The 21,709-nt window shown below is 70.7% G+C and carries 18 protein-coding genes and 1 pseudogene; 3 read left to right on the top strand and 16 right to left on the bottom strand.

The features are described from left to right. Positions 1 to 190: 190 nt before the first annotated feature. From ACFPIJ_RS57620 to ACFPIJ_RS57565, 12 genes are all read right to left on the bottom strand, one after another. The gene (locus tag ACFPIJ_RS57620; protein WP_380128062.1) at positions 191 to 895 is read right to left on the bottom strand and encodes a DUF899 domain-containing protein; all 705 of its coding nucleotides are present in this window, start codon (positions 893 to 895) and stop codon (positions 191 to 193) included. A gap of 132 nt (positions 896 to 1,027) precedes the next feature. Continuing rightward, on the bottom strand, positions 1,028 to 1,567 hold the full coding sequence (locus ACFPIJ_RS57615; protein WP_380128061.1) for a DUF5134 domain-containing protein: 540 nt from the start codon (positions 1,565 to 1,567) through the stop codon (positions 1,028 to 1,030). Positions 1,568 to 1,621: 54 nt separating this feature from the next. Next, the gene (locus ACFPIJ_RS57610) at positions 1,622 to 2,224 is read right to left on the bottom strand and encodes a TIGR03086 family metal-binding protein (protein ID WP_380128083.1); all 603 of its coding nucleotides are present in this window, start codon (positions 2,222 to 2,224) and stop codon (positions 1,622 to 1,624) included. Between the two features lie 9 nt (positions 2,225 to 2,233). Next, positions 2,234 to 3,208 carry a sigma-70 family RNA polymerase sigma factor gene (locus ACFPIJ_RS57605; protein ID WP_380128060.1) on the bottom strand — a complete coding sequence of 325 codons (975 nt, stop codon included), beginning with the start codon at positions 3,206 to 3,208 and terminating at the stop codon, positions 2,234 to 2,236. Positions 3,209 to 3,282: 74 nt separating this feature from the next. Further along, positions 3,283 to 4,224 carry an SDR family oxidoreductase gene (locus tag ACFPIJ_RS57600; RefSeq protein WP_380128082.1) on the bottom strand — a complete coding sequence of 314 codons (942 nt, stop codon included), beginning with the start codon at positions 4,222 to 4,224 and terminating at the stop codon, positions 3,283 to 3,285. 85 nt (positions 4,225 to 4,309) lie between these two features. Beyond that, positions 4,310 to 4,744: a YdeI/OmpD-associated family protein gene (locus ACFPIJ_RS57595; protein WP_380128059.1), complete on the bottom strand. Its 435-nt coding sequence runs from the start codon at positions 4,742 to 4,744 to the stop codon at positions 4,310 to 4,312. Between the two features lie 148 nt (positions 4,745 to 4,892). After that, a complete protein-coding gene (locus ACFPIJ_RS57590) occupies positions 4,893 to 5,306 on the bottom strand; it encodes a VOC family protein (protein WP_380128058.1) in 414 nt (137 codons plus the stop codon). A gap of 107 nt (positions 5,307 to 5,413) precedes the next feature. Further along, positions 5,414 to 6,322, bottom strand: coding sequence for a LysR family transcriptional regulator (locus ACFPIJ_RS57585; RefSeq protein WP_380128057.1), 909 nt, complete (start codon positions 6,320 to 6,322; stop codon positions 5,414 to 5,416). Between the two features lie 70 nt (positions 6,323 to 6,392). After that, positions 6,393 to 7,985, bottom strand: coding sequence for a GDSL-type esterase/lipase family protein (locus tag ACFPIJ_RS57580; RefSeq protein ID WP_380128056.1), 1,593 nt, complete (start codon positions 7,983 to 7,985; stop codon positions 6,393 to 6,395). 87 nt (positions 7,986 to 8,072) lie between these two features. Beyond that, positions 8,073 to 9,941 (bottom strand): hypothetical protein, encoded by a 1,869-nt coding sequence (locus ACFPIJ_RS57575; protein ID WP_380128055.1) that lies wholly within the window; start codon positions 9,939 to 9,941, stop codon positions 8,073 to 8,075. Positions 9,942 to 10,102: 161 nt separating this feature from the next. After that, entirely contained in the window at positions 10,103 to 13,183 is a 3,081-nt protein-coding gene (locus tag ACFPIJ_RS57570; RefSeq protein ID WP_380128054.1) for an ExeM/NucH family extracellular endonuclease, read from the bottom strand. Between the two features lie 102 nt (positions 13,184 to 13,285). Then, positions 13,286 to 14,416, bottom strand: a complete 1,131-nt coding sequence (locus tag ACFPIJ_RS57565; protein ID WP_380128053.1) for a hypothetical protein — start codon at positions 14,414 to 14,416, stop codon at positions 13,286 to 13,288. A 185-nt stretch (positions 14,417 to 14,601) separates the two neighbouring features. On the opposite strand from ACFPIJ_RS57565, the gene ACFPIJ_RS57560 reads away from it, so the two are divergent. Next, the gene (locus ACFPIJ_RS57560) at positions 14,602 to 15,486 is read left to right on the top strand and encodes a dienelactone hydrolase family protein (RefSeq protein WP_380128052.1); all 885 of its coding nucleotides are present in this window, start codon (positions 14,602 to 14,604) and stop codon (positions 15,484 to 15,486) included. A gap of 67 nt (positions 15,487 to 15,553) precedes the next feature. Here the strand turns inward: ACFPIJ_RS57560 and ACFPIJ_RS57555 are convergent, their stop codons facing one another. Further along, complete coding sequence (locus ACFPIJ_RS57555) at positions 15,554 to 16,372, bottom strand: MerR family transcriptional regulator (RefSeq protein ID WP_380128051.1); 819 nt, start codon at positions 16,370 to 16,372, stop codon at positions 15,554 to 15,556. A gap of 69 nt (positions 16,373 to 16,441) precedes the next feature. Further along, positions 16,442 to 16,915, bottom strand: a complete 474-nt coding sequence (locus tag ACFPIJ_RS57550) for an SRPBCC family protein (RefSeq protein WP_380128050.1) — start codon at positions 16,913 to 16,915, stop codon at positions 16,442 to 16,444. Between the two features lie 151 nt (positions 16,916 to 17,066). Between ACFPIJ_RS57550 and ACFPIJ_RS57545 the strand changes: the two genes are divergently transcribed. Then, positions 17,067 to 18,206 (top strand): NAD(P)/FAD-dependent oxidoreductase, encoded by a 1,140-nt coding sequence (locus tag ACFPIJ_RS57545; RefSeq protein ID WP_380128049.1) that lies wholly within the window; start codon positions 17,067 to 17,069, stop codon positions 18,204 to 18,206. Here the strand turns inward: ACFPIJ_RS57545 and sigJ are convergent. After that, complete coding sequence (gene sigJ / locus ACFPIJ_RS57540) at positions 18,195 to 19,052, bottom strand: RNA polymerase sigma factor SigJ (protein WP_380128048.1); 858 nt, start codon at positions 19,050 to 19,052, stop codon at positions 18,195 to 18,197. The two genes, ACFPIJ_RS57545 and sigJ, sit on opposite strands and share 12 nt — an antisense overlap. Beyond that, positions 19,049 to 19,411, bottom strand: a complete 363-nt coding sequence (locus tag ACFPIJ_RS57535) for a VOC family protein (RefSeq protein WP_380128047.1) — start codon at positions 19,409 to 19,411, stop codon at positions 19,049 to 19,051. Before ACFPIJ_RS57535 ends, sigJ begins: the two co-directional genes overlap by 4 nt. A 149-nt stretch (positions 19,412 to 19,560) precedes the next feature. Here ACFPIJ_RS57535 and ACFPIJ_RS57530 point away from each other — a divergent pair. Beyond that, positions 19,561 to 21,709, top strand: a pseudogene (locus ACFPIJ_RS57530) (hypothetical protein); the annotation flags it as partial.

Genomic DNA, 21,709 nt, shown 5'->3' with positions numbered 1-21,709 from the left:
GTCATGCTGCGCCAGTGATCCCTGATCATCGCTGACCGTTCACTCGCCATGATGCTCCGCCCTTCTTACCTGCAATGGTCGCGTCCGACGGCTGCCGCGTGCTTCCGCGGCAACCCTCATGAACACGACGTCGACCCCGCCCCGATTTGGACCGGCGATCGGCAGCAAGCTCGAATCTCGCCGTCGGTGGTCATGCGTCGTAGGTGTCGTGCAGGGCGAACTGCGTGACGTGTGACTGCCGTCCGAGCGGCGTCAGGTCGAGGTAGGTGTAGGTGTTGACCAGCGGGTCGATGCCGCGCTCGTACGCGGAATAGGTGTGGTAGACATCGTCTCCGTCACGCAGGAAGACGCTCAGCCCCTGCCATTCACCGTCGGTGTACCACGGGGTGCCCTTCGCGATGAGGGTGTCCTTGTCCTTGTAGTTGTACTCAACCGGTGCGACCGCCTCGTCATTGGTGGCATGGAAGTCGTAGTTGAAGTCGCCGCCGAAGGACGAATACCAGGGGATGGTCCATCCCATCCGGTTCCGGAACGGCGTGAGCTTCGCGATCGGCGCCCGCGAGACGAGCGCGATGGTGGTGTTGTTGGCGTGCAGGTGCTCTTCATGGCTGATGTTGTCCACCAGCAGCGAGCAGCTGTTGTGGCCCTCGTCCTGGTCCGGGCCGAACATGAAGTGGTAGATGATCAGCTGGCGCCGGCCCTCGAACAGGTCGACCAGGCGGAGTTTGCCCTCCGGCCCCTCGAACGTGTAGTCCTTGTCGATCTTGACGATCGGCAGCGCCCGGCGCCGGGCGCTCACCGCGTCCTGCGCCAGCAAGGCCTCCTTCTCGGCCGTGAGGAGCTCCTTGCGAGCGGTGAGCCATTCGTCGCGGTTTACCACCTGCGGCAGATCCATGGTCATTCCTTCGTCTCGGTTTCTGCTTACTGATAAAGACTTTTCGGGAGGACGTTTTTCATCGGCCGGTAATCGCCGCGCTCACGGTGTCGCTCCTCACTCGCCGGCCGGGAAGAGCGCGATGTCGAGCGGTCAGGCCATGGCAAGGAACATGGCAGCCATGCCGATGCTCATCAGACCGTGACTTGCGGCTTCGACTGCATGGCGGCGCCTCTGCGGCTCGCGGTGGTCCGATTTCCACGCGGCCCGGAAAGCCGCGGACAACCACGGCAGTGCCGCGGCGACGAAATACACAGTGAGCACGGCCGTGGTGTCCACGCCGGCCGGATTCGCCGCCTGCGCGGGCATGGACGAATGGATGTGCTCGGCCGTGGAGTGCGGGTCAGTCATCCCGGCAGCCGACCAGGTGATCGCGCCGGCCATGACCGCATGGTGCAGGTCGCGCCACCGTTGCCCGCCCGATTGCACCCGGAGGCGTGGCCCGTGGACGGCCCGGACGAAGAACCAGCCGGCGGCCAGGGTGAATACGGCTTCCTGAGGCCAGACGGGCAGCTTCGAAGCCCACGACCAGGACGCGAGGATCATGGCGGCGCAGCCCGCGACGTGGATGCCACGGGACAGCGGGTCGGAGCCGTTCCCCGTGAAGAGCATCAGGCCGGCGGCACCGAACACGACCGTCAGCGTCCAGCTGACGAGTACCGACTCGATCAATGGAGCTCCTCGTGATCAAGGAAATGCGGCGCCGCCATTGACTCGGCCCGACGAGACCGGGACCGGGCGGCGACCGAGAAAGGCGACGAGCTGGTCGCTCGGACTGGCCAGCGGCGAAACGGGGATCTCGGGTCCGAACAAGGGCGGCCGCGTCGCATCGGTGACGACCAGTTGCAGCAGGCTCAGCAGGCCGAGGGCAAGCGGATCCGGGATCGATCTCGGCACGCCGCAGGCGACGGAGACGTCCCAGCCGTGCACGGCGATCTCCCCCGCCGCGGTGACGACCACCCAGCCGATGGCCAGGGACTGATCACCCACCGCGATCCGGCGACCGGCTCCCCCGGTCTCGGCACAGCTCTGCAGCAGCAGCCGGGCCTGCGATCGGAAGGTCGAGGCCGGCCGCGCCACCGGCGCGCCTGCGGGGTCCCGGTCCCCGGGTTCGGATGCAACGGCCCGGCGGAGTTCATCGACCGAGTCGTTGAGATGCGACAGCAGGGTCCGCAGATCCCAGCCTTCGCACGGTGTCGGCAGCGATTCGCTACCGGGCACGACGGCGTCGACGCTCTCGGCGGCATAACGGATCGCATACCCGAGCAGCCGAACCGGACCACTGGTCATCGTCACGGTCTACCTCGGTGGCCCGGGGACCAACTCGTCGGCAAGGGCGAAGGCGGGGAACAACTCCGGATCGTTGAAGGAGACGACATGCGAAATCCCCGCCGGGGTGATGGTGAGCACCTGCAGCGCGTGCGGCCGGTATGACCCGTCGCTCGCACGCCAGTAGATCGCCACCGCGGGCTGGCCATTCGCCGTGGTCGGGACCAGGCGGGCAAGACCGGGGCCGGCGAACACATTGCGCTCGAGGAACCGGACGACCGCCGTCCGGCCGGAGAACCACTCGACGTTCGGCGGCATCTCCAGTGCGACGTCATCCCGCAACGCGCCGACGAGCGCGTTGACGTCCGCGTTCTCGAAGGCGGCGATGTACTTGTCGAGCAGGGCGCGCAGGCTCGGCTCGGGAATGTCGGCCGGTCCGTCTTCCGTTGGTGACACGCGCTGCAAGTGCACTCGTGCACGCTGCACCAGACTGTTCACGGCAGCGCTCGTCGTGCCGAGCAACTCCGCCACCTCGGTCGCCCGCCAGGCCAGCACATCCCGCAGAATCAGCGCGACGCGCTGCTTGGCCGGTAGATGCTGCAGAGCGGCGATGAGCGCGAGGCGGACGCTGTCCCGCGAGCCGACGATCACCGCGGGATCGGTCGCGTCGCCCGGCGAACCGGGCAGCGGTTGGAGCCAGGCGCTGCGCTCCAGCACCGACAACGGATGATCCGGGTCGTCGCTGGGCGGCCCCAGGCCGGACGGCAGCAAGCGCCGGCTGTGATGATCCAGAGCGGTCAGGCAGACATTGGTCGCGATCCGATAGAGCCACAATCGCGTGGACGATCGCCCCTCGAAGTCGTGGTACGAACGCCACGCCCGCACGTATGTCTCCTGGACCAGATCCTCGGCGTCCTGGAATGAACCCATCATCCGATAGCAATGCGCCAGCAGTTCCTGACGGAACGGGTGGGTCAGGCGGACGAACGCGTCCTCATCCTCCACGACATGCATCACGCAACACCGCTTTCCTCATCAGCCGTGGTTGTTCTCGTCCAAAAATGCTCGACCGGGCCCGGCTACGGCACCTCCTGCAAGCCGTTGGCAGTCAGCAGGTAGGCCGGATGCGAGTGATCCGGCGAGGTGCTGAGGCGGACGACGGCCTGACCCACCTGATCAGGTGTCAGCACCGGCCGCCGGGCTTCGACGAAGTCCGCCATGTCGACGCCCTGCTGCTTCGCGTACGCCCGCATACCGGCCTGGCCGAGCGCCGTCTCGGGCGTCAGCTGCGGAAGCACGGCGACGAAGCGAATGCCGAGCCCGGCTTCCTGGGACTCCTGCCCGGCGTACGCGGTGATGAAGCGGACCGTGGCCTTCGCTCCGGCGTACCCACCGCTCAGCGGTGAACCGCGTAGAGCGGCCCCGCTGGACATGGTGACGACCGTGCTTCCGGCCGGCAACGGGACCCGCAGCGCCGCCTGCGACCAATGAAATGCCTGCTGTGTGTCAACCTCCCAGTTACGGCTGAACGACTGCCAGGTCTGCTCACGCAGCGACCCCATCCGTGGCGTCGCACCCGCGTTGAGCACCAATGTGCGCGGCCGGTGCCGCTCGAGGACTTCCATGGCCACGGCCGCATCCGCGGCATCAGCCTCGACCGGGACGAACCCGTCGCCGAGGAGCGACCCGACCTCCGTCAGGTCGGAGGCGGACCGGGCGACGCCGACGACGGTCGCGCCGGCCGCACGCAGCGCCACCGCGACGGCTCGGCCGAATCCGCGGCCGGCGCCGGTCACGATGGCGGTGGTTCCGGACAGGTCAATCTGTGGAGTTCGCACCCAGTAGAGACTCGGCCGCGGCCGGAAATTCATCGCGCCGTCCGCAACTTCTGCTGCCGGGCTGCCGCTCGGCGGCTCCGGGCCTTCGAGCCGACGCGGCACCGTGTGGCCAAGAGGCTCCCGGTTGACTGCCGTCCTATCAGGAGCCGCACGGTTTCCGCACCCGTCCTGACCAGCGGGCATCACGACGAAACCCTCGTTGCGGGCCGGACGGTGCGCGCGGGAAAGCTCAGCGATTGCATTGCCGCGCGGAGTCTTGCTTCCGGGGTCAGCCCCGCAGGGTGGCGATGGCCTTCTCGATGCGCCGCTGACGCGTCTCGGCCTGCTTCGCGCTCTCGATGGCGCGCACATGCTCACGCTTGTGGCTGTATGCAAGATTGTCGTACGCGGCGCGGGCGACCGGGTCGTCGTCCAGCGCCTGGGCGAAGTCCGCAGGCTCGACGACGACGCGCGGCTCGGTGTCGAGCTCCAGCTCGACCTCGACTTCCTCGCCGGTCGCGACACCGGCGGCCTGCCGGTTGGAGTTACTGAGGCCGAGCAGATGGCGGCCTCGCATGATGGCGACCCGGCTCTTCCAGGAATGCCCGTTGATCGTGATGGTCACCGGCGGCCGCGCGCCCCCGCCGAGTGACTCCACCACCTTGGCCGGGACCTCCAGTCCTCGCATGGGCTCGGGCGGCTCGACGAGGGTGCGAAACTTCACGGCATGCTCCTTATCGACCTTGAAGCTCAGGTCACCAGCATAGGAATGCTTGGCGCGGTCCAGGTCGCCGACAAGGAATGCGACGGATGATCGAACAGGACCGGCTCAACGAGCGATTCGCCGAGCACCAGGGGTTTACTCCCGGCGGCTATTCCGCGTAGGGCTGGTCCTTGCCCTGGGCGCTGTAGCCGATGCTCCAGATGTAACCGTCGGGGTCGGCGAATGTACCGCCGTATCCGCCCCACGGCGTTGCGGCTGCGGGCTTGAGGATCGCGGCTCCGGCCTTCTCGGCCTCCGCGAGGATCTCATCGACCCGTGCCTCGGTGCGCACGACGTAGGTGAGGGCCAGCCCGCTGAAGCCGCTGCCCTCCGCACTCGTGCCCATCTCGGCGGCCAGACCTTCGCGGCCGTAGAAGCCGACGAGCGGACCGTCGTCCAGGGCGAAGAACACCGACAGCCCGTAGTCCCGATCGATCGTCCAGCCGAGACCCTCGGTGTAGAACCGCTTGGTCCGGTCCATGTCCCCGACGCCGAGAAGGATCGAGCTCACGTTCGCTTTCATGCTTGGTCTCCTTGATGGAAGGTGCGGGTGCAGCACCTGTTGATGCCAGTCTTCAAGGAGTCCGGACGCCGATCAACGACGCCTTCGGAATGATGCGATGAGTGCGGCTAATCGCGGGTGAGTATCGCCTCTCGCTGCTCAAGGATGGCTTTGACAAACGAGGTGAGCATGACCGTCTCGGCATTGGTGCGCCACAGCAGGCCCCACTCCAAGGGCGGTGCATCGTGTATCGCCACGAACGACAGGCCCGACCGGCTGTAGTGGTAACGGTCGTCGGCCGCCCAGTTGCTGGCGAAAAAGGCGCCCTTGCCGGATGCGACCTGCGACCATGCCGACTCCCACTCGGCGACCGCGGGGCCGCGTGGGATCGGCCGTCCGCTGGGCGTTTGCGCCGGAAGGTGATGGTTGACCCAGTAGTCCGGAGGCCCAGCGACGGTCACCATACACACGTCAGCCAGGTCTTCCATGCTGATGGCCGGTCGCTGGGCAAAGGGATGCCCGGAGGCGATGACGAGCATGCGCGGCAGCGAGAAGATGACCGGCCCGACCGTCAGGTCCGGCTCCGCTGCCGGACGTATGGTGAGCTGAAGGTCGAGCTGGCCCACGTGAAGGCCGCCGAACGGATCGCTGAGCGGCACTTCGCGGATCTGGATGTCACAGTCAGGATTCGCGACACCGAACGCCGCCGCTGCCGCAAGAACAAGGTCCCCGGACCAGGCCGCCTGCACCCCGACGCGCAGCACACCGGCAAGGCCTCGCCCTGTCGCCGAAGCTCTGGCGACGGCGTCCTGGATCTGCCGATACCCGGGCACCAGGTCCGAACGGAGCTGAATGCCCAGGTCGGTCAGCCGCACCACCCGGTTGTTGCGATCGAACAGCGGAGCTCCGAGCGTGCGCTCCTGCTTCTTGATCGACTGACTGACCCGGGACTGGGTGAGGTTCAGCCGCTCGGCAGTCCGCCCGAAGTGCAGCTCCTCAGCCAGCGTCAAGAAGATCTCAATCTCACGCAATTCCATCTAAAAGCCACAACCTCGTCATTAGCAGAACTCATCACCACCATACTGATGGTTGATCAACCGCTAAGACTCAGAGCAGGTCGAACGACTCCCACGCGCCGATCGCCGTGCGGTTGGCGATCAGTGCTGCCGCGCCGGCGTTCTCGGCGCACACGTAGCGGCCGTTGACCACCGCCCGGAGGGCGACGCTGCCGTCCGCATTGCGGACCAGGTCGAACGTCTCGGCGGTGCCGATCGTGGCGCTGCTGGCAATGAGCGGGGAGCCATTGGGCGCGGTCACGTAGCGGCCGTTCGCGTGGGCCTTCAACGCGACCCGCCCACCCCCGAGATCAATACGGTCGAACTGCTCCCACGGCCCGACCGCCGTGCGGTTGGCGATCAACGCAGCGTTGCCGCCGTTCTCGGCCGTCACCAGCTTGCCGTTGGCACGTGCGCGGAACGTGACCACCGTGGTGGGCGGAGGCGTTGTCGTCGTGCCGAACAGGGAGAGGTTGACGGCGTTGGCGATGGCCTGCAGGCCGGCCTCGTTCGGGTGGAGGTGGTCGCCGGTTTCCAGGTTGGGCAGGAACCACGTCGGGCGGGCCGGGTCATGGGTGGCGTTGTCCTGGTCGATGACGCCGTCGCAGCCCGACGACGCACCGCGCACGAAGGCGTTGTACGCACCCCGCGACGTCTCCGCCGCCGCCGACCAGCCGCCCGAACCCTGGAACGGGGTGAGCGTCGAGCACAGGAACTTGACGCCCGCCGTGTGGGCCCTGGCGATGAGCGGCTTGACCGCGTCGATCAGTTGCTGGCCGGTCGGTGGGTTGGTGCGGTTGCTGCCCAGGTCGTTGATCGGGTCGTCGGAGAAGATGACCCACTTGACGCCTGCCTGGGACAGGACGTCGCGCTCGAAGCGGTTGGCGGCGGACTGGCCGGCGCCGTCGGCGAGGAGGCGGTTGCCGCTGATGCCCTGGTTGAGCACGCCGACGGTGCGGCCGGACTGGGCCAGGCGGACGGCGAGGTCGTTGGGCCAGCGCCGGTTGGCGTCGGTGCCCGAGCCGATGCCGTCGGTGATCGACGCGCCGAGCGTGGCGACCGCGCCGGTCGCCGCGGCGTTCTGCACGTCGAGGTTGGTGAGGAAGAAGTAGTTGGTGCGGATCTGCGCGCCGCTCAGCGTCGCGTTCCCGGCCGCGTTGCCGGGGACCACGTAGTTGGTCTGGCCGCCGAAGTCGTGCACGGTCGCGTTGCCGGTCGGCTGCGGGAGGTGGAAGCTCACGGCGACGTCGGCGAGCGCGTCGACCGTGAACGGCGCCGCGTCGCTGGTGGCGCTGCCGCCCACCGGGATGGTGACCGACGTGGCGCCGCCGAAGGTCACGGTGCGGTCGCTGGCCGGGTCGATCGAGGAGCCGGACGTGCGTTTCGCGATGTGGACGTTGGTGATGGTGACCGGCTGGCTGCCGAACACGTTGGACAGGCGCAGGCGGGCGGCGGTGCCGCCGATGCTGGTGCGCACGACCTGGCGGAGCGTCTGGTTGTTGAAGGTGGTGCCGCTGCTCTGTGGGGACGTGGCCCAGGTGCCGGTCCAGGCCACGTCGGCGGTGGCGGTGGACGGCCCGATGAACGGGACCAGGACTGATGCGCCGGCGATCGCCAACACGGCGATGAGCTTCCTCGTCTTCATGGCTCGCATTTCTCTGTATCGATGCCGTCAGGAAGCGCGACCCGCCGTGGTCGCACTCCCTGACCGTAACGCAGGTTGCCTGACAGTTCACCGAGGCATAGAAGAATTTAAGGATCCAGAGCTCACCTGGTACGCCCGGATGACGGTCTGCGTAAATGTGGCGGTGGTGGTCCGCAGTGAGACGAAACCGCTGGCCGGGTGGCGCAGGGTGGCGGTCCAACCGGTGCGGGTCTGGCGTACGGGCGCCACGGTCCACGTCGCCCCGTCGTCGTAGGAGACCTCGACGGTGAGCCGGCGGATGACCGGCCGGGGCGATCCCGGCTGGGTCTCGACGGTGATGGGCAGGTCGGAAGACCCGTCGGGAACAGGCGCATAGCGGACCGCGGCGAGCGGCAGCAGCACGGGCGTTGTGCCGGCCATGTGTGACGACTGGAACGTCCACTGCGCCGTGACCCGGGTGGCGGGTCCGATGTCGTCGCCGCGCACGTCGGTGACCTCGAGCCGGTAGCTGCCCGGCGCCGCCGGCACCACGAAGCGGCCCGAGTCCGAGGATTGCCCGATCAGGACCTCGCCGCGGTACAGCGCGACCCGCGTCGAACCCGCCAGCAGCAGCGATCCGGCGTGCCCGGCCCGGTCGCCGTACAGGGGGAGGTCGACGTTGATCTCGTCCCCGATGCGGCTGGCCCACTGCCACGTCGTCGCCGGCGTCTGGCCGAAGGCGGGGCCGAGCGGGGCGGTGTTCCACTCGTCGGTGGTGCGCTGTCCGCGTTGGTATGCGGTCGGGCCCTGGTACAGCCGGCCGCCGTCGCTCGGCCACAGCTCCGACGTCCATCGGGTCGCGGTCGTGCGGTACTCGACCCGGGCGCTGGGCAGCGTCGTCGGCACGACCAGCGCGCTGCTGTCCATCCGCGGGGTGAAGGACGGGAACACCTGCCGTTGGGCCGAGGCGCCGGGCAGCGCGGTGCCGAAGCGCTGGTGCACGGCGGCGAAGTCGTCGGCGCGGTACGCCTTGACGAACCCGTCCGGTACCCGGCCGGGCAGGGACTCCGCGACGGTGTACAGGTACGGGCTGTCGGTGAAGTCGCCGGTGCCGTCGGGCCGCGCCCACTGCGCCGTGACACTGCCGATGAGCGCGGTCGGGGCGGCCGGCAGGCCGATCTGCCCCACCCGCAGCCGGCTGAGGTCGTCGCCCATGAGCAGCGTGCCGACGCCGTAGTCGAGGTAGCTGGGGAACACCGTGTATCCGGTCTCGACGAAGCCGAGGCGCGCCGACGGTTCCGGCACGCTGAGCCGCACCGGCCGGGCGGCGCGGGCGTCCAGGACGACGGTCGTGTCACCGGTCAGGTCGACGACGGGCACGCCGAGCAGCGTCGAGCCGGCGCTGTCCTCGAGGTAGCTACCGATGGTGTAGCGGCCCTTGGGCAACTGCAGGGTCGCCGTGCCCTCGGCGTCGACCTGAGGCCACTCCCAGATCGCGCGGTCCCAGCCGGTGACGGCGGAGTACGCGCTCGCCGTGCCGGCACCCCGCAGGTCCAGGTGGCGCAGGGTGAGCGTGACCAGGTCCTCATCGGCGGAGCCGGTTTTCGAAGCAGCGCCGGTACCCGAGACGGCGAAACCCCGGCGGTCCACAGTGCCGGCGGCGATGCGCGGCAGCGCGTCGTGCGGGATGACGAGCACGCTGTCGGCGGTGCGTTGCACGATGAAGCGGGTGCCGGCCCGCCCCGGTCCTGGCCGGACCGACAGGTCACGGCCCGTGGCCGCGCCGAGGGTGACCCGGTCCCCGGTCGGCAGCGTCACGGTCCTGGCGGTGGCGGGCCGCCCGCGACCGGTCTGCGCCGGCGTCATACCGGCGGTGCTGTCGGTCGTCGCGACGACCGCGAGGCCGGCACCCGCAGCGATCACGGCCAGGACCGCCGGCAACCAACGGCGGGCAATGAAACGGGATGGTTCGCTCACAAGCTGCGCCTTCCGATCGGAGATGTCGCAAGGCAATGCATCGGCGGCGACGATTCTTACCGAAAGGCAACGGGGCCCTCGACCAAGCGGTCGAGGGCCCCGTCGAAACAACCCCGTCAAACAACCCCGTCAAACAACCCGTCAAACAGGCGGAACAGCGGTCAGGGCAGCAGCTTCCAGGGACCCCACTGGTCGCCCGGGGGCTGGTTGCGGGTCCACCACTTGGCTTCGTACCGCTTGCCCTGGTAGAGGACCACGTCGCCGGTGACGAAGATGCGCGACGCGGTCCAGATGGCGGTGCCGTCGGGAGCGGCCGAGATCTGCTGCCACGGGCCGTACGGGTCACCTGGGGTCTGGTTCTGGGTCCACCAGCTGGCCAGCCAGACGGAGCCCTGGTAGGTGACCTTGTCGCCGCTCAGGTAGACCTTCGAGGCGCTCCAGGCCGGGAAGGCCGGCGACACCGGCGGGTTCAGGCCGACGACGACCGGGTCGTGGTCGGAGGCGGCGAACGGGTCGCTGCCGTTGAACAGCAGGGTGGCGTTGTAGTTGTAGCGGCTGTACGAGTAGGCGATCGCCTCCTGCGCGTTGATCTGCCAGACGTCGGCGCCGGTGACCAGGGCGCGGGCGGCCGCGTTGGCCAGCACGTGGTCGAGGGAGCCCTGCAGGCCGTTGAAGGAGTAGGTCGACTCGGACGGGTCGTACGTGGAGCCGAGGTCGCTGTAGCCGGCGGCGTACAGGACCTGCATCGGGTCTTCCTGGGTGTAGGAGTTGAAGTCGCCGACCAGGAAGATGCGGTCGGTGCCGAGGGATGCCGCCACGGACGAGGCGAAGGCGCTGGTGTCCTGGGCCTCGCGGACCCGGGTCGCGTTGAACGAGCCCTGGTTCACCGCCGGTGAGGACGTGTCCTCGGCGTCGCCGGGGTAGAGCGGCGTGCCGCTGCCCTTCGACTTCCAGTGGTTCGTGACGACCAGGAAGGCGTCGGCGTCGGTGGCGCCGAGCTTCTTGAAGCCCTGGGCGAGGGGTTCACGGGCGATCGAGAACGGCTGGCCGGGGCCCGAGGACGTGGTGAGGATCGTCGAAGGGCCGACGAGCGCGACCTCGGCGGGTTTGTAGATGAAGGCGCTGCGGATCACGTCCTCGTCCGCGAGGGCGGGCAGGACGGCCGGGGAGGGCACGTACGCCCACACGGGAGCGCCCGCAGCCGCGTTGAGCGCGTCGACGAGGGTGGCGAGCGCCGCGTCGCGGGGCTGGCCGAACTTCGCCGAGTTCTCGACCTCTTCCAGGGACACGATGCTGGCGCCGAGCCGGTTGATGCCGGTCACGATCTTCGCCTGCTGCCGCTGGAAGCTCACGTCGTTCGCCGCGCCGCGGGGGCCCGAGCCGGTGCACGTGTTGACCGCGATGTGGTTGCCGGCCCGGTCGTTGTAGAAGGTGCACGTGCCGAGACCCTGCTGGACGTACAACTCCCCGGTCATGGGGAAGTAGTTCTCGACGTTGAACGTCGCCAGCCGGATCGTGCCGCCGACGTTCGCGGGCTGCTGGTTGCCGGTGCGGGTGTCGCTGAAGGTCGCGACCGCGGCGCCGTCGCCGGTGACCTGGCGGGTCGGCTGGAAGTTCCAGAGCGAGAACCGGTACTCGAGGATCACCGGCTGGTGGAAGGTGACCTTCGAGCCGATGCTGACGGCGTTGGTCGAGGTGAACCACGGCAGCGGGGTGCCGGTGTTCGCGGCGCCGCTGTAGTTGACGCTCGCGCCGTCGTCCAGGGTCACCGTGCGGGCCGCGGCGTCGGCGACGGCGGCCTGCGCCGCGGGGCTCCCGGGCGGGCCGGCGTCGGTGGGCTGGCGCAGCGGCGCGTCGCCGGCGGCCAGGGTGAAGGAGCCGTACCAGTTGGCGTCGTAGTTGTCCGCGACGGTGAACGTGCCCTGCGGCGCGACGAGCTCGCCCTCGTGGGTCTCCTTCTGCGCGTCCGTCGTCAGCGAGGACCACGGGATCGCGCCGGGCACGACGGCCGGGAACGGGGTGGTGAGCTTCGTGACCGTCGGGGCGCTGAGCTCGGTGGTGCCCTGGAACTCGACGACATTGCCCGTGACCCGCACGCTGTCACCGGCGGCGACCTGCCCCGCGGCGACGGAGCCGAAGACGAAGATCGCGTCGGAGGCGCCGGGGGTGGCGTCGGTGCTGCCGCCGCTGCCGCCGGTCTGCAGGAAGAAGCCGTTGAAGCCGCCCGTGGTGTACACGGCGGTCACGACACCCTCGGTCGTCACGCTCTGGCCGACGAGGGGCGAGGTGTCGGTGTTCGTACCCTGGATCTCGGCGACCGGCACGACCGTCGTCGCGGTGGTGACAGTGAAGGTGAACGTCGCCGAGCCGCTCGCGCCGCCCGACTCGGTCGCGGTGACCGTCACCGACGAGGCACCGGCGGCGGTCGGCGTCCCGGAGACCACCCCGTCCGTCGCGATCGACAGACCTGCCGGGAGTCCGGCGGCGGTCCAGGTGTACGGCGCGGCGCCGCCGGACGCGGCGAGGGCCAGCGGCGCGATCGCCGTGCCGGTCGTCGCGTTCTGCGGGCCGGGGTTCGTCACCGTGACCGTGGTGGGCCCGCCGTCGGACGCGGCGTTCTGCGGCACCGGCGTCGCGGTGTGGAAGTCGGCGGCGTTGCTGTCGGTGTCGGCACCGGCCGCGTCGCGCTGGTAGCTCAGGACGAGGGAGTTGCCGGCCGCGGCGGTGCCCTCCGGGGCGTTGCTGGTGCCCCAGCCGATCCGGTCGATCACGGACGCGTCGGTCGGGAGTACGCCGGTCGCGCTGGCGGCGATGTAGAGCGTCCCGCCGCCCGCGCCGGGGTTGACGCTGTTGCCGGTGCTCAGGTCGGCCGCGGGCAGCGGCGCGCCGGGGTTGGTGCTCGCGTTGTTGCTCGGCAGCTGGATGAGGAAGTGCCCGTGCGCGGCGACGGTGCCGGACAGCGCGAACACCTGTGCGCCGCTGGGCACGACGGTGCTGGTCGGCGCACGGTACTGCAGCGTGTCACCGGCCAGGTCCACGGGGCTGGACGTCGGGTTGTACAGCTCGACGAACTTGTTGAGGAAGCTCGCACCGGACGAGCCGCCGTTGACGTACGCCTCGCTGATGACCAGACCCGTGCCGGCCGGGTTGGCGGCGGCCGGGTCGGCGAATAACGGCCAGGCCAGCCCGGCTGTGGATACGGTTAAGGCAACGATGGCGCGAGGAATCAGCGCACGGGACATTGACCCGGACCTCCAGGTATCGAGACGGCGACCTTCTGACGCTAGGCGCTCGGCGGCCCGCTGTCGCCGGACGAGAGCTGAACGGCGGGTTTCGACGAGGGTCTACCCGTGGTTCCGGAGTCGCTCGATGAACGATCGCTGTCTCACCATCGGCTTCGCCGCCGCCGGCGCGATCAGGCGCCGGGTCCGCAGCTCCGCCCAGATCCACGGCGGGCACAGCCCCCGGTAGCTGCGGAACGCTTCGAGCGGCACCCGGGTCGGCTGCAGTTCCAGCCAGCTCTCCTTGCTCAGCACGCCCTGGCAGCGTTCCAGCGGCAGCGGCAGGTACCCGTCGAACCGGGACTTGTCCTGGCTGGTGATCTTCAGTACCTCGGCGGCCTCGCGGTCGGCGCTCAGCACCAGGACCGGACGGTCCTTGCCTTCGCCCTCGTCCTCGTCGTCCTCGTCTTTGTCGTCGTCTTTGTAGGTGACGAAGGCATTCCACACCTCGTGGGCCGCGGGGACCCGCTCCTTTGCGGCGGCCCGGGTCTTCGCGGCGGGACGGTCCGGCGTGGCGGGGCGGACCCGGCGGAGCACCGCGATGGTCAGCACCGCGCCCGCCAGCGCCAGCAGCGGCAGGACCAGCAGCATGACGGCGAGGGTCGTGGTCGAGGCGGTGCGGGGGTCACCCGCCACCGGCACGTGATTGACGGCCGCCCAGGCACCGACCAGGCCGACGGCGGCGAGCACCACCCCGGCCCGGACGAACAGGTGCACGACCCCGTCGACCGCGGCGAACTGCCACACCGCGATGCACACGACGAGAGCGCCGAGCGTGACGGCGCCGCCGGTCCAGAAGTGGAAGACCCGGAAGCCGAGCGCGTACGCGACAACCTTCGCGAGCGTGCAGCCCGCGAGCAGGATGCCGGCGCGCAGGACGATCTGGCCGATCGTGTTCTCACCGACCGTGCGGAAGCGGCGGCCCAGCACCAGCGCGACCACCGGCGCCGCCACCAGCCCCGGCCAGATCTCCCCGGCGCCATGGTGGCCGAGCAGCACGTCGGCGGGCAGCCCGATGACGGCCGCGCCGCCGAACCAGACCGCGACCACGATCGGCAGCAGGACGAACCCCAGCGGCGTGAAGAACAGCGACCGGTCGTCCCAGGCGATCACACACACGAGGGTGAAGCCGATCACCGCGGCGATGAACAGCAACGCCGCGTTCCCGTTGAGCAACCCGGCCGCGACAGTCATGCACGTCCCTCCCCGACACGGTCCGCCACAGCGTGCCACAGCCGATACGGTCCGGGCCATGATCGATGAGGCCGGCAACGGGTGATTCGAGGGCACCACGTCGAGGTGGTGCTGCGTTGATCGGCGGCCCGTCCCCGGCGCACGGCGATACAGTCGGTGCTCAGGAGCCGAGGGGGTCGACGCCGATGTCGAGCATCAACGAGTACCTGACCTCCGAGGTCGTCGTGGACTACTCCGACGGCCTGATCAACCGGCGCGAGGCGCTGCACCGGCTGTCGGTGCTCGGGGTCGGTCTCGCGGTGGCCGGGGCGATGCTCGCCGCCTGCTCACCGGCCGGGACGTCTGAGCCCTCCGGGCCCTCGGGAACCGGGCCGGCCGGGCCTTCAGCGCTGCCCACGCAGGCGATCACGTTCCCCGGCCCGCAGGGGACGCTGCAGGGCGCCTTCGCGGCCGCCGCCGACCCGCGCGGCTCGGTCCTGGTGATCCACGAGAACCGGGGCCTCACCGACCACATCCGCTCCGTCGCCGGCCGGCTCGCCGCCAGCGGCTACTCGGCGCTCGCAATCGACCTGCTGTCCGAGGAGGGCGGCACCGCGAAGTTCACCGACCCCGCCGAAGCCACCGCCGCCCTGGGCGCCGTGCCACCCGCCCGGTTCATCGCCGACCTGAAGGCCGGCCTGGACGAGCTGCTGCGCCGCACCCCGGCGAAGTCCCTCGCGGCGATGGGCTTCTGCTTCGGCGGCGGCATGGTCTGGCAGCTCCTCGCCGCGGGCGAACCCCGGCTGCGCGCCGCGGTCCCCTTCTACGGCCCGCTACCCGACGCCGCCGACCTGTCCGGCTCCAGGGGCGCGGCCGTCCTGGGCATCTACGCCGAGCTCGACACCCGCGTCAACGCCACCCGCGACGCCGCCAGGGCAGCACTGGAGAAGGCCGGCCTGAAGCACGAGATCGTCACCTACCCGGGCGCCAACCACGCCTTCTTCAACGACACCGGCCAGCGGTACGACCCCACCGCCGCGACCCAGGCGTACCAGCGCCTCCTCGACTGGTTCGGCACCAACCTCAGCTGACCTCGTCGTCCAGACAGTGCCCGCCACGCGATTTGTGGCGGGCACTGCGGCGTTCCGGGGGTGCGGCTCAGTCGAGCGGGAAGGCGATGTCGCACACCTCGTCGGACGGGGCGGCGGCGCCGAAGTCGGCAAAGTACACCTCGCGCGGTGCCGGGCTCACCGGGAGGCCCTGCGAGGACACCCACTGGCCGACGGCGTCGAAGGCGGACAGGATCTGCGGGTAGCCGACCTGGGCCTTGGTGACGCGGGTGTACGCCTCACGGTGCGCGGGCTCGACCCGGATCGCTGCCTCGACGGGGCCGGACGGGTCGACGGGGAGGCAGATCTCGACGGGGCCGTCGCTGTCCTCGTTGACCTCGCCGTGGTAGATGATGAAGCAGGGGCCGACGATGCCGTCCCCGTGTCCGGCGGCGGCCTTCAGCAGGCGGCCGACGGCCTCGTCGCTCCAGGCCGGCAGGTCCTGGGCATTGACGTGCCGCCGTTCGGTCAGGACGGTCTGTTCCGGCACGTCGCGGACCTTCACGTCATACATGGTGTACCCCTCCGGGTCGTCGAGCAGCCGGTGGCGCAGGTGGGTGACGAGTTCGCGGCGTACGGCCGTGGCGTGTTCCTGGGCGGCCCAGTAGTCGCCGATGAGGCGGGCCTGGGTCGGCGGGTCGCCGGCCGCGACGATCGCGGCGATGGTGGCCAGGGGCATGTCGAGGCGGCGGAGCCGGGCGATCAGCCTGGCCTGCTCCAGCTGCTGCTCCCGATACCAGCGGTAGCCGTTGTGCTCGTCGACCGCGGCGGGCAGGAGGAGGCCCTGCCGTTCGTACAGCCGCAATGCCTTCGGTGACAGCCACGACCGCCGCGCGAAGACCCCGATGGTCACCAGGTCCTCGTCCACCCGTGCTCCTTCCGGGTCGGGCCGGTCGGCCCGACGCACTCCACGGTCGACCTTTCCCATGGGGCAAGGTCAAGCGCCGGGGGCCGGCTCGAGCTCCCGTTTCAGCCGGTCGAGGGTGATCCGCATGCCTTCCCGGTTGGCCGCCGGTCGCGCGTTGGCGACCTTGCCGGTGAACACCCTGCCGAGGATCATCGCGCCGCGGACCCGCTGGTCGATCCAGTACTGGCTGACCTGCGTGCCGCCGTCGGCCGGGGCGAGCCGGAAACCCCAGCGGGCCACCGGCAGCCCGAACGTGGTCACGTCGAAGGCGAACTCGGTCGCCGGCTGCGCCACGACGACCCGGCAGGTGGTGAACCAGACGTACGGCCCGCGCCGGTTGAACCCCACGAACCGTTTCGGCACCCGCTCGGGTGACCGGGCCAGCACCCAGGTGGCGAAGCATTCCGGGCTCAATTTCGCCATCCGGCGCACGTCGGCCACGGCGTCGAACACCGCGCCGGGCGGGGCGGCGACCACGATCCGCTCGACAACCTCGTCGGCCATGCCAGGTCACCATCCGCAGCTCGGCGATCAGTCCGCCCAGATTACCGACCCGTGACCGGCGTCACCGTCGGGCCGGCTCACGGATCGGCGGGCCGTCTCGTCCTGGGGGTGAGCGCGCCGGGATCCGGCGCCCAGGCAGAAGGAGCCGGCCATGCACCGGATCGTCGTCCTCGGAGCCGGGTACACCGGCATGATCGCCGCCATCCGCGTGGCCCGCCGGACCCGGCGGCGGGGCACGCAGGTGACCCTGGTCAACCCGTCGGACCGCTTCACCGAGCGGCTGCGGATGCACCAGACCGCCACCGGGCAGACCCTGACCGACCGGCGCATCCCCGACCTGCTGCGGGGCACCGGCATCGAGTTCGTGCAGGCCCGCGCCGAGCGGATCGACACCGTGCGCCGCGAGGTGAGCGCCGGCGGCCGCACGATCGGCTACGACACGCTCGTGTACGCGATCGGCAGTGTCGCCGACACGGTCACGGTTGAGGGGGCTCAGGCTTACGCGTACACCTTGAACACCGTCGAAACGGCGGGAAGGCTGGCGAACGTCCTGGCCGGGCGGCCGGACGCGGTGGTCGCGGTCGTCGGTGGCGGGCTCACCGGCGTGGAGGCCGCGACCGAGATCGCGGAACGGCACCCGGCCGCGCGCGTGGTGCTCCTCAGCCGCGACGCGCCCGGCCCGCTGATGTCCGCGCGCGCCCGCGCCCACCTCGACCGGGCCCTGACCCGCCTGCGCGTCGAGGTGCGGGCCGGGGTGGACGTCGTCGCGGTGCGGCCCGGCGCGGTCGAGCTGGCCGGCGGGGAGGTCGTCGCCGCCGACGCGACGCTGTGGACGACCGGGTTCACCGCGTCGCCGCTCGCCGCCGAGGCGGGCCTCACCGTCGACGGGCGCGGCCGGATCGTCGTCGACGCGACGCTGCGGTCGGTGTCGCACCCGGACGTCGTCGCGATCGGTGACGCCGCCGCGATCCGGCAGCCGTGGGGCATGATCCACGGCACCTGCCAGAGCGGCATCCCCAGCGGGGCGCACGCCGCCGACAGCATCGCTCGGGTACTGGCGGGCAAGGCGGCGAAGCCGTTCCGGTTCGGGTACATCCACCAGCCGGTGTCGCTGGGCCGCAAGGACGCGGTCATCCAGTTCACGCACGCCGACGACACCCCGCGGCGGTGGTTCCTGTCCGGGCGCGCCGCCGTGATCTACAAGGAGCTGGTGACGAGCAGCCCGCTGCCGTCGTACCGCATGTCGAGGCGGTTCACCGTGCCCGCTGCCTTCCTTTCCTCACGCGGTTAGACCGTTGAGTTTCGTTGGGTTCGTCATCAGGTGGATCGACTGGACCAGGCCGTCGACCAGATGCAGGACGACGGCCGTCGACGGGGTGCCGGCGGAATACACCACGATCGCCGGCCCGCCGTTGACCTGCTCGAGCCGGATGCTCGGGGCGTCGGGCAACCGTCCGGCGAACGTGAGCAGCGCCCGCGCGACGAGCTCCAGGCCCACGATCACCTTGCGCGGCGCGGGTGCCAGGCCGCCGCCGTCGCTGACCAGCTCCACGCCCGGCGCCAGCACGGCGATCAGCTCCCGCAGGTCCCCGCCGGCGCACGCGGCCAGGAACCGCTCGGTCACCTCGGTGCGGGTGGCGAGGTCGGTGTCGTAGCGGACGCGGTGCGCCTCGACGTGGGCGCGGGCCCGCACCGCGGTCTGCCGGACCGAGATCTCGCTCTTCCCGACGAACCCGGCGATCTCCGCGTGGGAGTAGCCGAACGCCTCGCGGAGCACGAACACGGCGCGCTCCAACGGCGACAGTGACTCGAGCACCAGCAGCATCGCGGTGGACACCGAGTCGGCGAGGGCCACCCGCTCGGCGACGTCGGGGGTGGTGAGCATGGGCTCCGGCAGCCAGGGCCCGACGTAGTGCTCCCGGCGGGCCTGGGCGCTGCGCAGGCGGTCGATCGCGAGACGGGTCGTCACGCGCACCAGATAGGCCTCGGGGTCCTCGACGGTCGCCGGGTCGACGGTGCTCCACCGCAGCCAGGTGTCCTGCACGACGTCCTCGACGTCGCCGACGCGGCCGAGCACCCGGTACGCGACGGCGTTCAACCGCCCGCGGTGCCGATCGAAGACCTCGGCCGCGATCATTGCTGCAGGATCGACAGGATGTTGCCGGCCGGGTCCTTGAACCAGGCGATCAGCGGCCCACCGGCGCGGTGGATGCCGTGCTCGTCGGTGGTCTCGTACTGCTCGAACACCACGCCCCTGGCGCGCAGTGCCGCGGCCGTGGCCTCGATGTCGGCGACCGGGAAGTTGAGCACGGTGAACGTGGCCGGCTGGTGGTCGGGCTTCGGGTAGACGAGCACGTCCTTCTCGCCGGCGAGGTGCAGGTGCAGCATGCCGTTCGCCTCGTCGACCTGCAGGCCGAGCGTGTCGCCGTAGAACCGCTTGGCAGCGGGGATGTCGTCGGCCGAGAACCCGCTGAACGCCTTCGAATCCGTGAGCATCTTCTGTTCCTACCACTTTCCCGGCTTTCCTTGTCGGGGGGCCTGGTTTCCCGGCTTTCCTTGTCGGGGGGCCTGGTTTCCCGGCTTTCCTTGTCGGGGGGCCTGGTTTCCCGGCTTTTCTTGTCGGGGGGTCTGGTTACTGTGGCGCGGTGATGACATGGACCGCGCCGCCGGCGTCGCCCGCGCCGCCTCCGTTCCTGCCGCCGCCTTCTCCTCTCGAGTGGCGGGACGGGGTCGCGGTGAGCCCGTGGCTGCGGTCGGTCCTGCACCCGCGCCGCGGCGGGATCGTCACGCCCGTCCGGCCGCTCGCCGGTGTCGAGGAGGCGTGGGCCGGGCTGCGCCGCGGGGTGTGGTCCGAGGACCGCGCGATCGGCGAGCGTGGCTACGCCTCCCGGGTCTGGGAGCTGGTCACCTCGTCGTCGGCCGACGAGCGGGCGGTCGGGCTGCGGCTGCTCGACCCGGTGCCCCGCGTCGGCACCGCCGCGGAGGACCGCGGGCTGGTCGAGGCCTGCCGGTCCCGGTTCGAATACCTGTCGGGTCCAGCGCACGAGTGGCTCGCCGACTTCCTCGTCGCCGCGCACGGGCTGGTCGAGGGGTGCCGGCGCATCCTCGGCGGCCTGCACGTCGAGCTGCCCTATGTCGGCGTCGGCGTCTTCGGCCGGCTCCGGCAGCTGCTGGTCCTGGCCGACGAGCCGACCTATGCGCAGGCCCGCGACGCGGTGCTGGAGGTCCGCGACCGGCTGGCGGCCCGGCACACCGGCGGCCTGCGCGCCGACCTGTTCTGGGTCACGTCGTTCCTGCTGCCGCTCGGCCCGCTCGCCGGCGACGCGGAGCGGCGCGCGCACGCCGCCGCGCTGCGGTACATGGTCGAGTTCGGCCACGGCGACGCCCACGCGTGCGGGCTGGCCGCCGGTGACCTCGGCACGCTGGAGCGGTTCCTGGCGGCCAACCAGCGGCGGGTGCGGTGGGAGTTCTTCGGCACGTCCGGCGGCCGGATCTACCTGGCGAGCATCCTGGAGATCGCGGGCGCCGCGGCGGGTCCGGTCCTGGCCGGGATGAAGCCGGCGTACCCGTTCGAGGACCACGCGCACCACAACGGCGTGTGGTGCAGCCTGCTCGCCCACATCGACGACGATGCCGCCCGCGACGCCCTTCGGCGCGAGCGGGAGGCCGGCCACATCTGGGCGACGCTGGGTCCGCTCGCCGACCTGGCGTCCTTCGAGCCCGGCACCGACCCCTCGACCGTGACCCCCGTGCCGGAAGGCATTCCCCGCGACTACGTGCCGCCCGCCGCCGCGCACCCGGTCTGGCTGGCGCCCTTGGTGGCCTCGTCCGCGGCGGCGGCTTTGGTGGCCTCGTCGGCGGCGGCTTTGGTGGCCTCGCCCGCGGCGGCGGCGCCCTTGGTGGCCTCGCCCGCGGCGGCGGCTTTGGTGGTCGAGCCGGTGCTGCGCTGGCGCGACGAGGAGCGGGAGGCTGCCGAGCGGCAGAGCACTCATGAGGACGGCGTCCAGTGGGACGGCGTGCCGATCAGCCGGTGCGACACCGCGCAGGTGACCGCTTGGCTGGAGCACCGCGAACACTGGGCGCTGCCGACCACGCTGCCCATGCTCGCCCTCGCGCCGTTGTGGACACACGAGCGGCTGATAGCGCTCGGGTTCGAGCAGCACCACTACTGGATCCGCCACCTGATGCCGCTCCTGCTGCTCCGGCACGGCACCGGTCACGTCGCCCCGCTGCTCGCCGCCTTCGCCGACCCGCGCAGCGTGGAGCCCGCCCTGCAGGCGGCACAGCCGGTCGGCCACGTGTCGCTCACCGCGCCGGTCGTGCAGGCGTTCGCCGGCAAGAAGCTGCGCCGCCTCGCCCGCTCCTGGCTGCTGCGCCACCCCGCACACGCCGCGGCGGGCGCCGTCGCGCTGTGGTCCTCGACGCCGACGGACGCCTCGGTCGCTCGGGTCCTGCGCTATCTCGACGCACAGGGCCAGCGGCCCCTGCTCCTCGCGCAGGCCGGCGCTCTTGCCGGTGTTGTCGGCGGTTCCCTTGCCTCGGACCTGACGGCGTTGCTCGACCAGGACCCGGGGGTCGCCGCGAAGCTGCCCGCGTACGTCACGGCGTCGCCGCTGCCGCCGCTCGTCGCGTCCACCGCCGCGATCGGCGGAACGGGCGCGGGCACCGGAGCGGACGCGGCCGTCAGAACGAGCGTGGACGCGGACGCCGGAGCGGCCGTCAGAACGGGCGCGGACGCGGACGGCAGAACAGGCGCGGACGCGGACGGCAGAACAGGCGCGGACGCGGACGGCA

Origin of the sequence: Dactylosporangium cerinum (genome assembly GCF_042653625.1) — a bacterium.
GTDB classification, from domain to species: Bacteria; Actinomycetota; Actinomycetes; order Mycobacteriales; family Micromonosporaceae; genus Dactylosporangium; species Dactylosporangium cerinum.
Note: the sequence above shows the minus strand (reverse complement) of the source record. Positions and strands in the feature narration are given on the sequence as shown.

Coding starts and splice junctions, on each gene's coding strand:
- ACFPIJ_RS57620 (WP_380128062.1), bottom strand. CDS start 895: ATGGATCTGCCGCAGGTGGTAAACCGCGACGAATGGCTCACCGCTCGC.
- ACFPIJ_RS57610 (WP_380128083.1), bottom strand. CDS start 2,224: ATGACCAGTGGTCCGGTTCGGCTGCTCGGGTATGCGATCCGTTATGCC.
- ACFPIJ_RS57600 (WP_380128082.1), bottom strand. CDS start 4,224: ATGCCCGCTGGTCAGGACGGGTGCGGAAACCGTGCGGCTCCTGATAGG.
- ACFPIJ_RS57590 (WP_380128058.1), bottom strand. CDS start 5,306: ATGAAAGCGAACGTGAGCTCGATCCTTCTCGGCGTCGGGGACATGGAC.
- ACFPIJ_RS57585 (WP_380128057.1), bottom strand. CDS start 6,322: ATGGAATTGCGTGAGATTGAGATCTTCTTGACGCTGGCTGAGGAGCTG.
- ACFPIJ_RS57580 (WP_380128056.1), bottom strand. CDS start 7,985: ATGAAGACGAGGAAGCTCATCGCCGTGTTGGCGATCGCCGGCGCATCA.
- ACFPIJ_RS57570 (WP_380128054.1), bottom strand. CDS start 13,183: ATGTCCCGTGCGCTGATTCCTCGCGCCATCGTTGCCTTAACCGTATCC.
- ACFPIJ_RS57565 (WP_380128053.1), bottom strand. CDS start 14,416: ATGACTGTCGCGGCCGGGTTGCTCAACGGGAACGCGGCGTTGCTGTTC.
- ACFPIJ_RS57560 (WP_380128052.1), top strand. CDS start 14,602: ATGTCGAGCATCAACGAGTACCTGACCTCCGAGGTCGTCGTGGACTAC.
- ACFPIJ_RS57550 (WP_380128050.1), bottom strand. CDS start 16,915: ATGGCCGACGAGGTTGTCGAGCGGATCGTGGTCGCCGCCCCGCCCGGC.
- ACFPIJ_RS57545 (WP_380128049.1), top strand. CDS start 17,067: ATGCACCGGATCGTCGTCCTCGGAGCCGGGTACACCGGCATGATCGCC.
- sigJ (WP_380128048.1), bottom strand. CDS start 19,052: ATGATCGCGGCCGAGGTCTTCGATCGGCACCGCGGGCGGTTGAACGCC.
- ACFPIJ_RS57535 (WP_380128047.1), bottom strand. CDS start 19,411: ATGCTCACGGATTCGAAGGCGTTCAGCGGGTTCTCGGCCGACGACATC.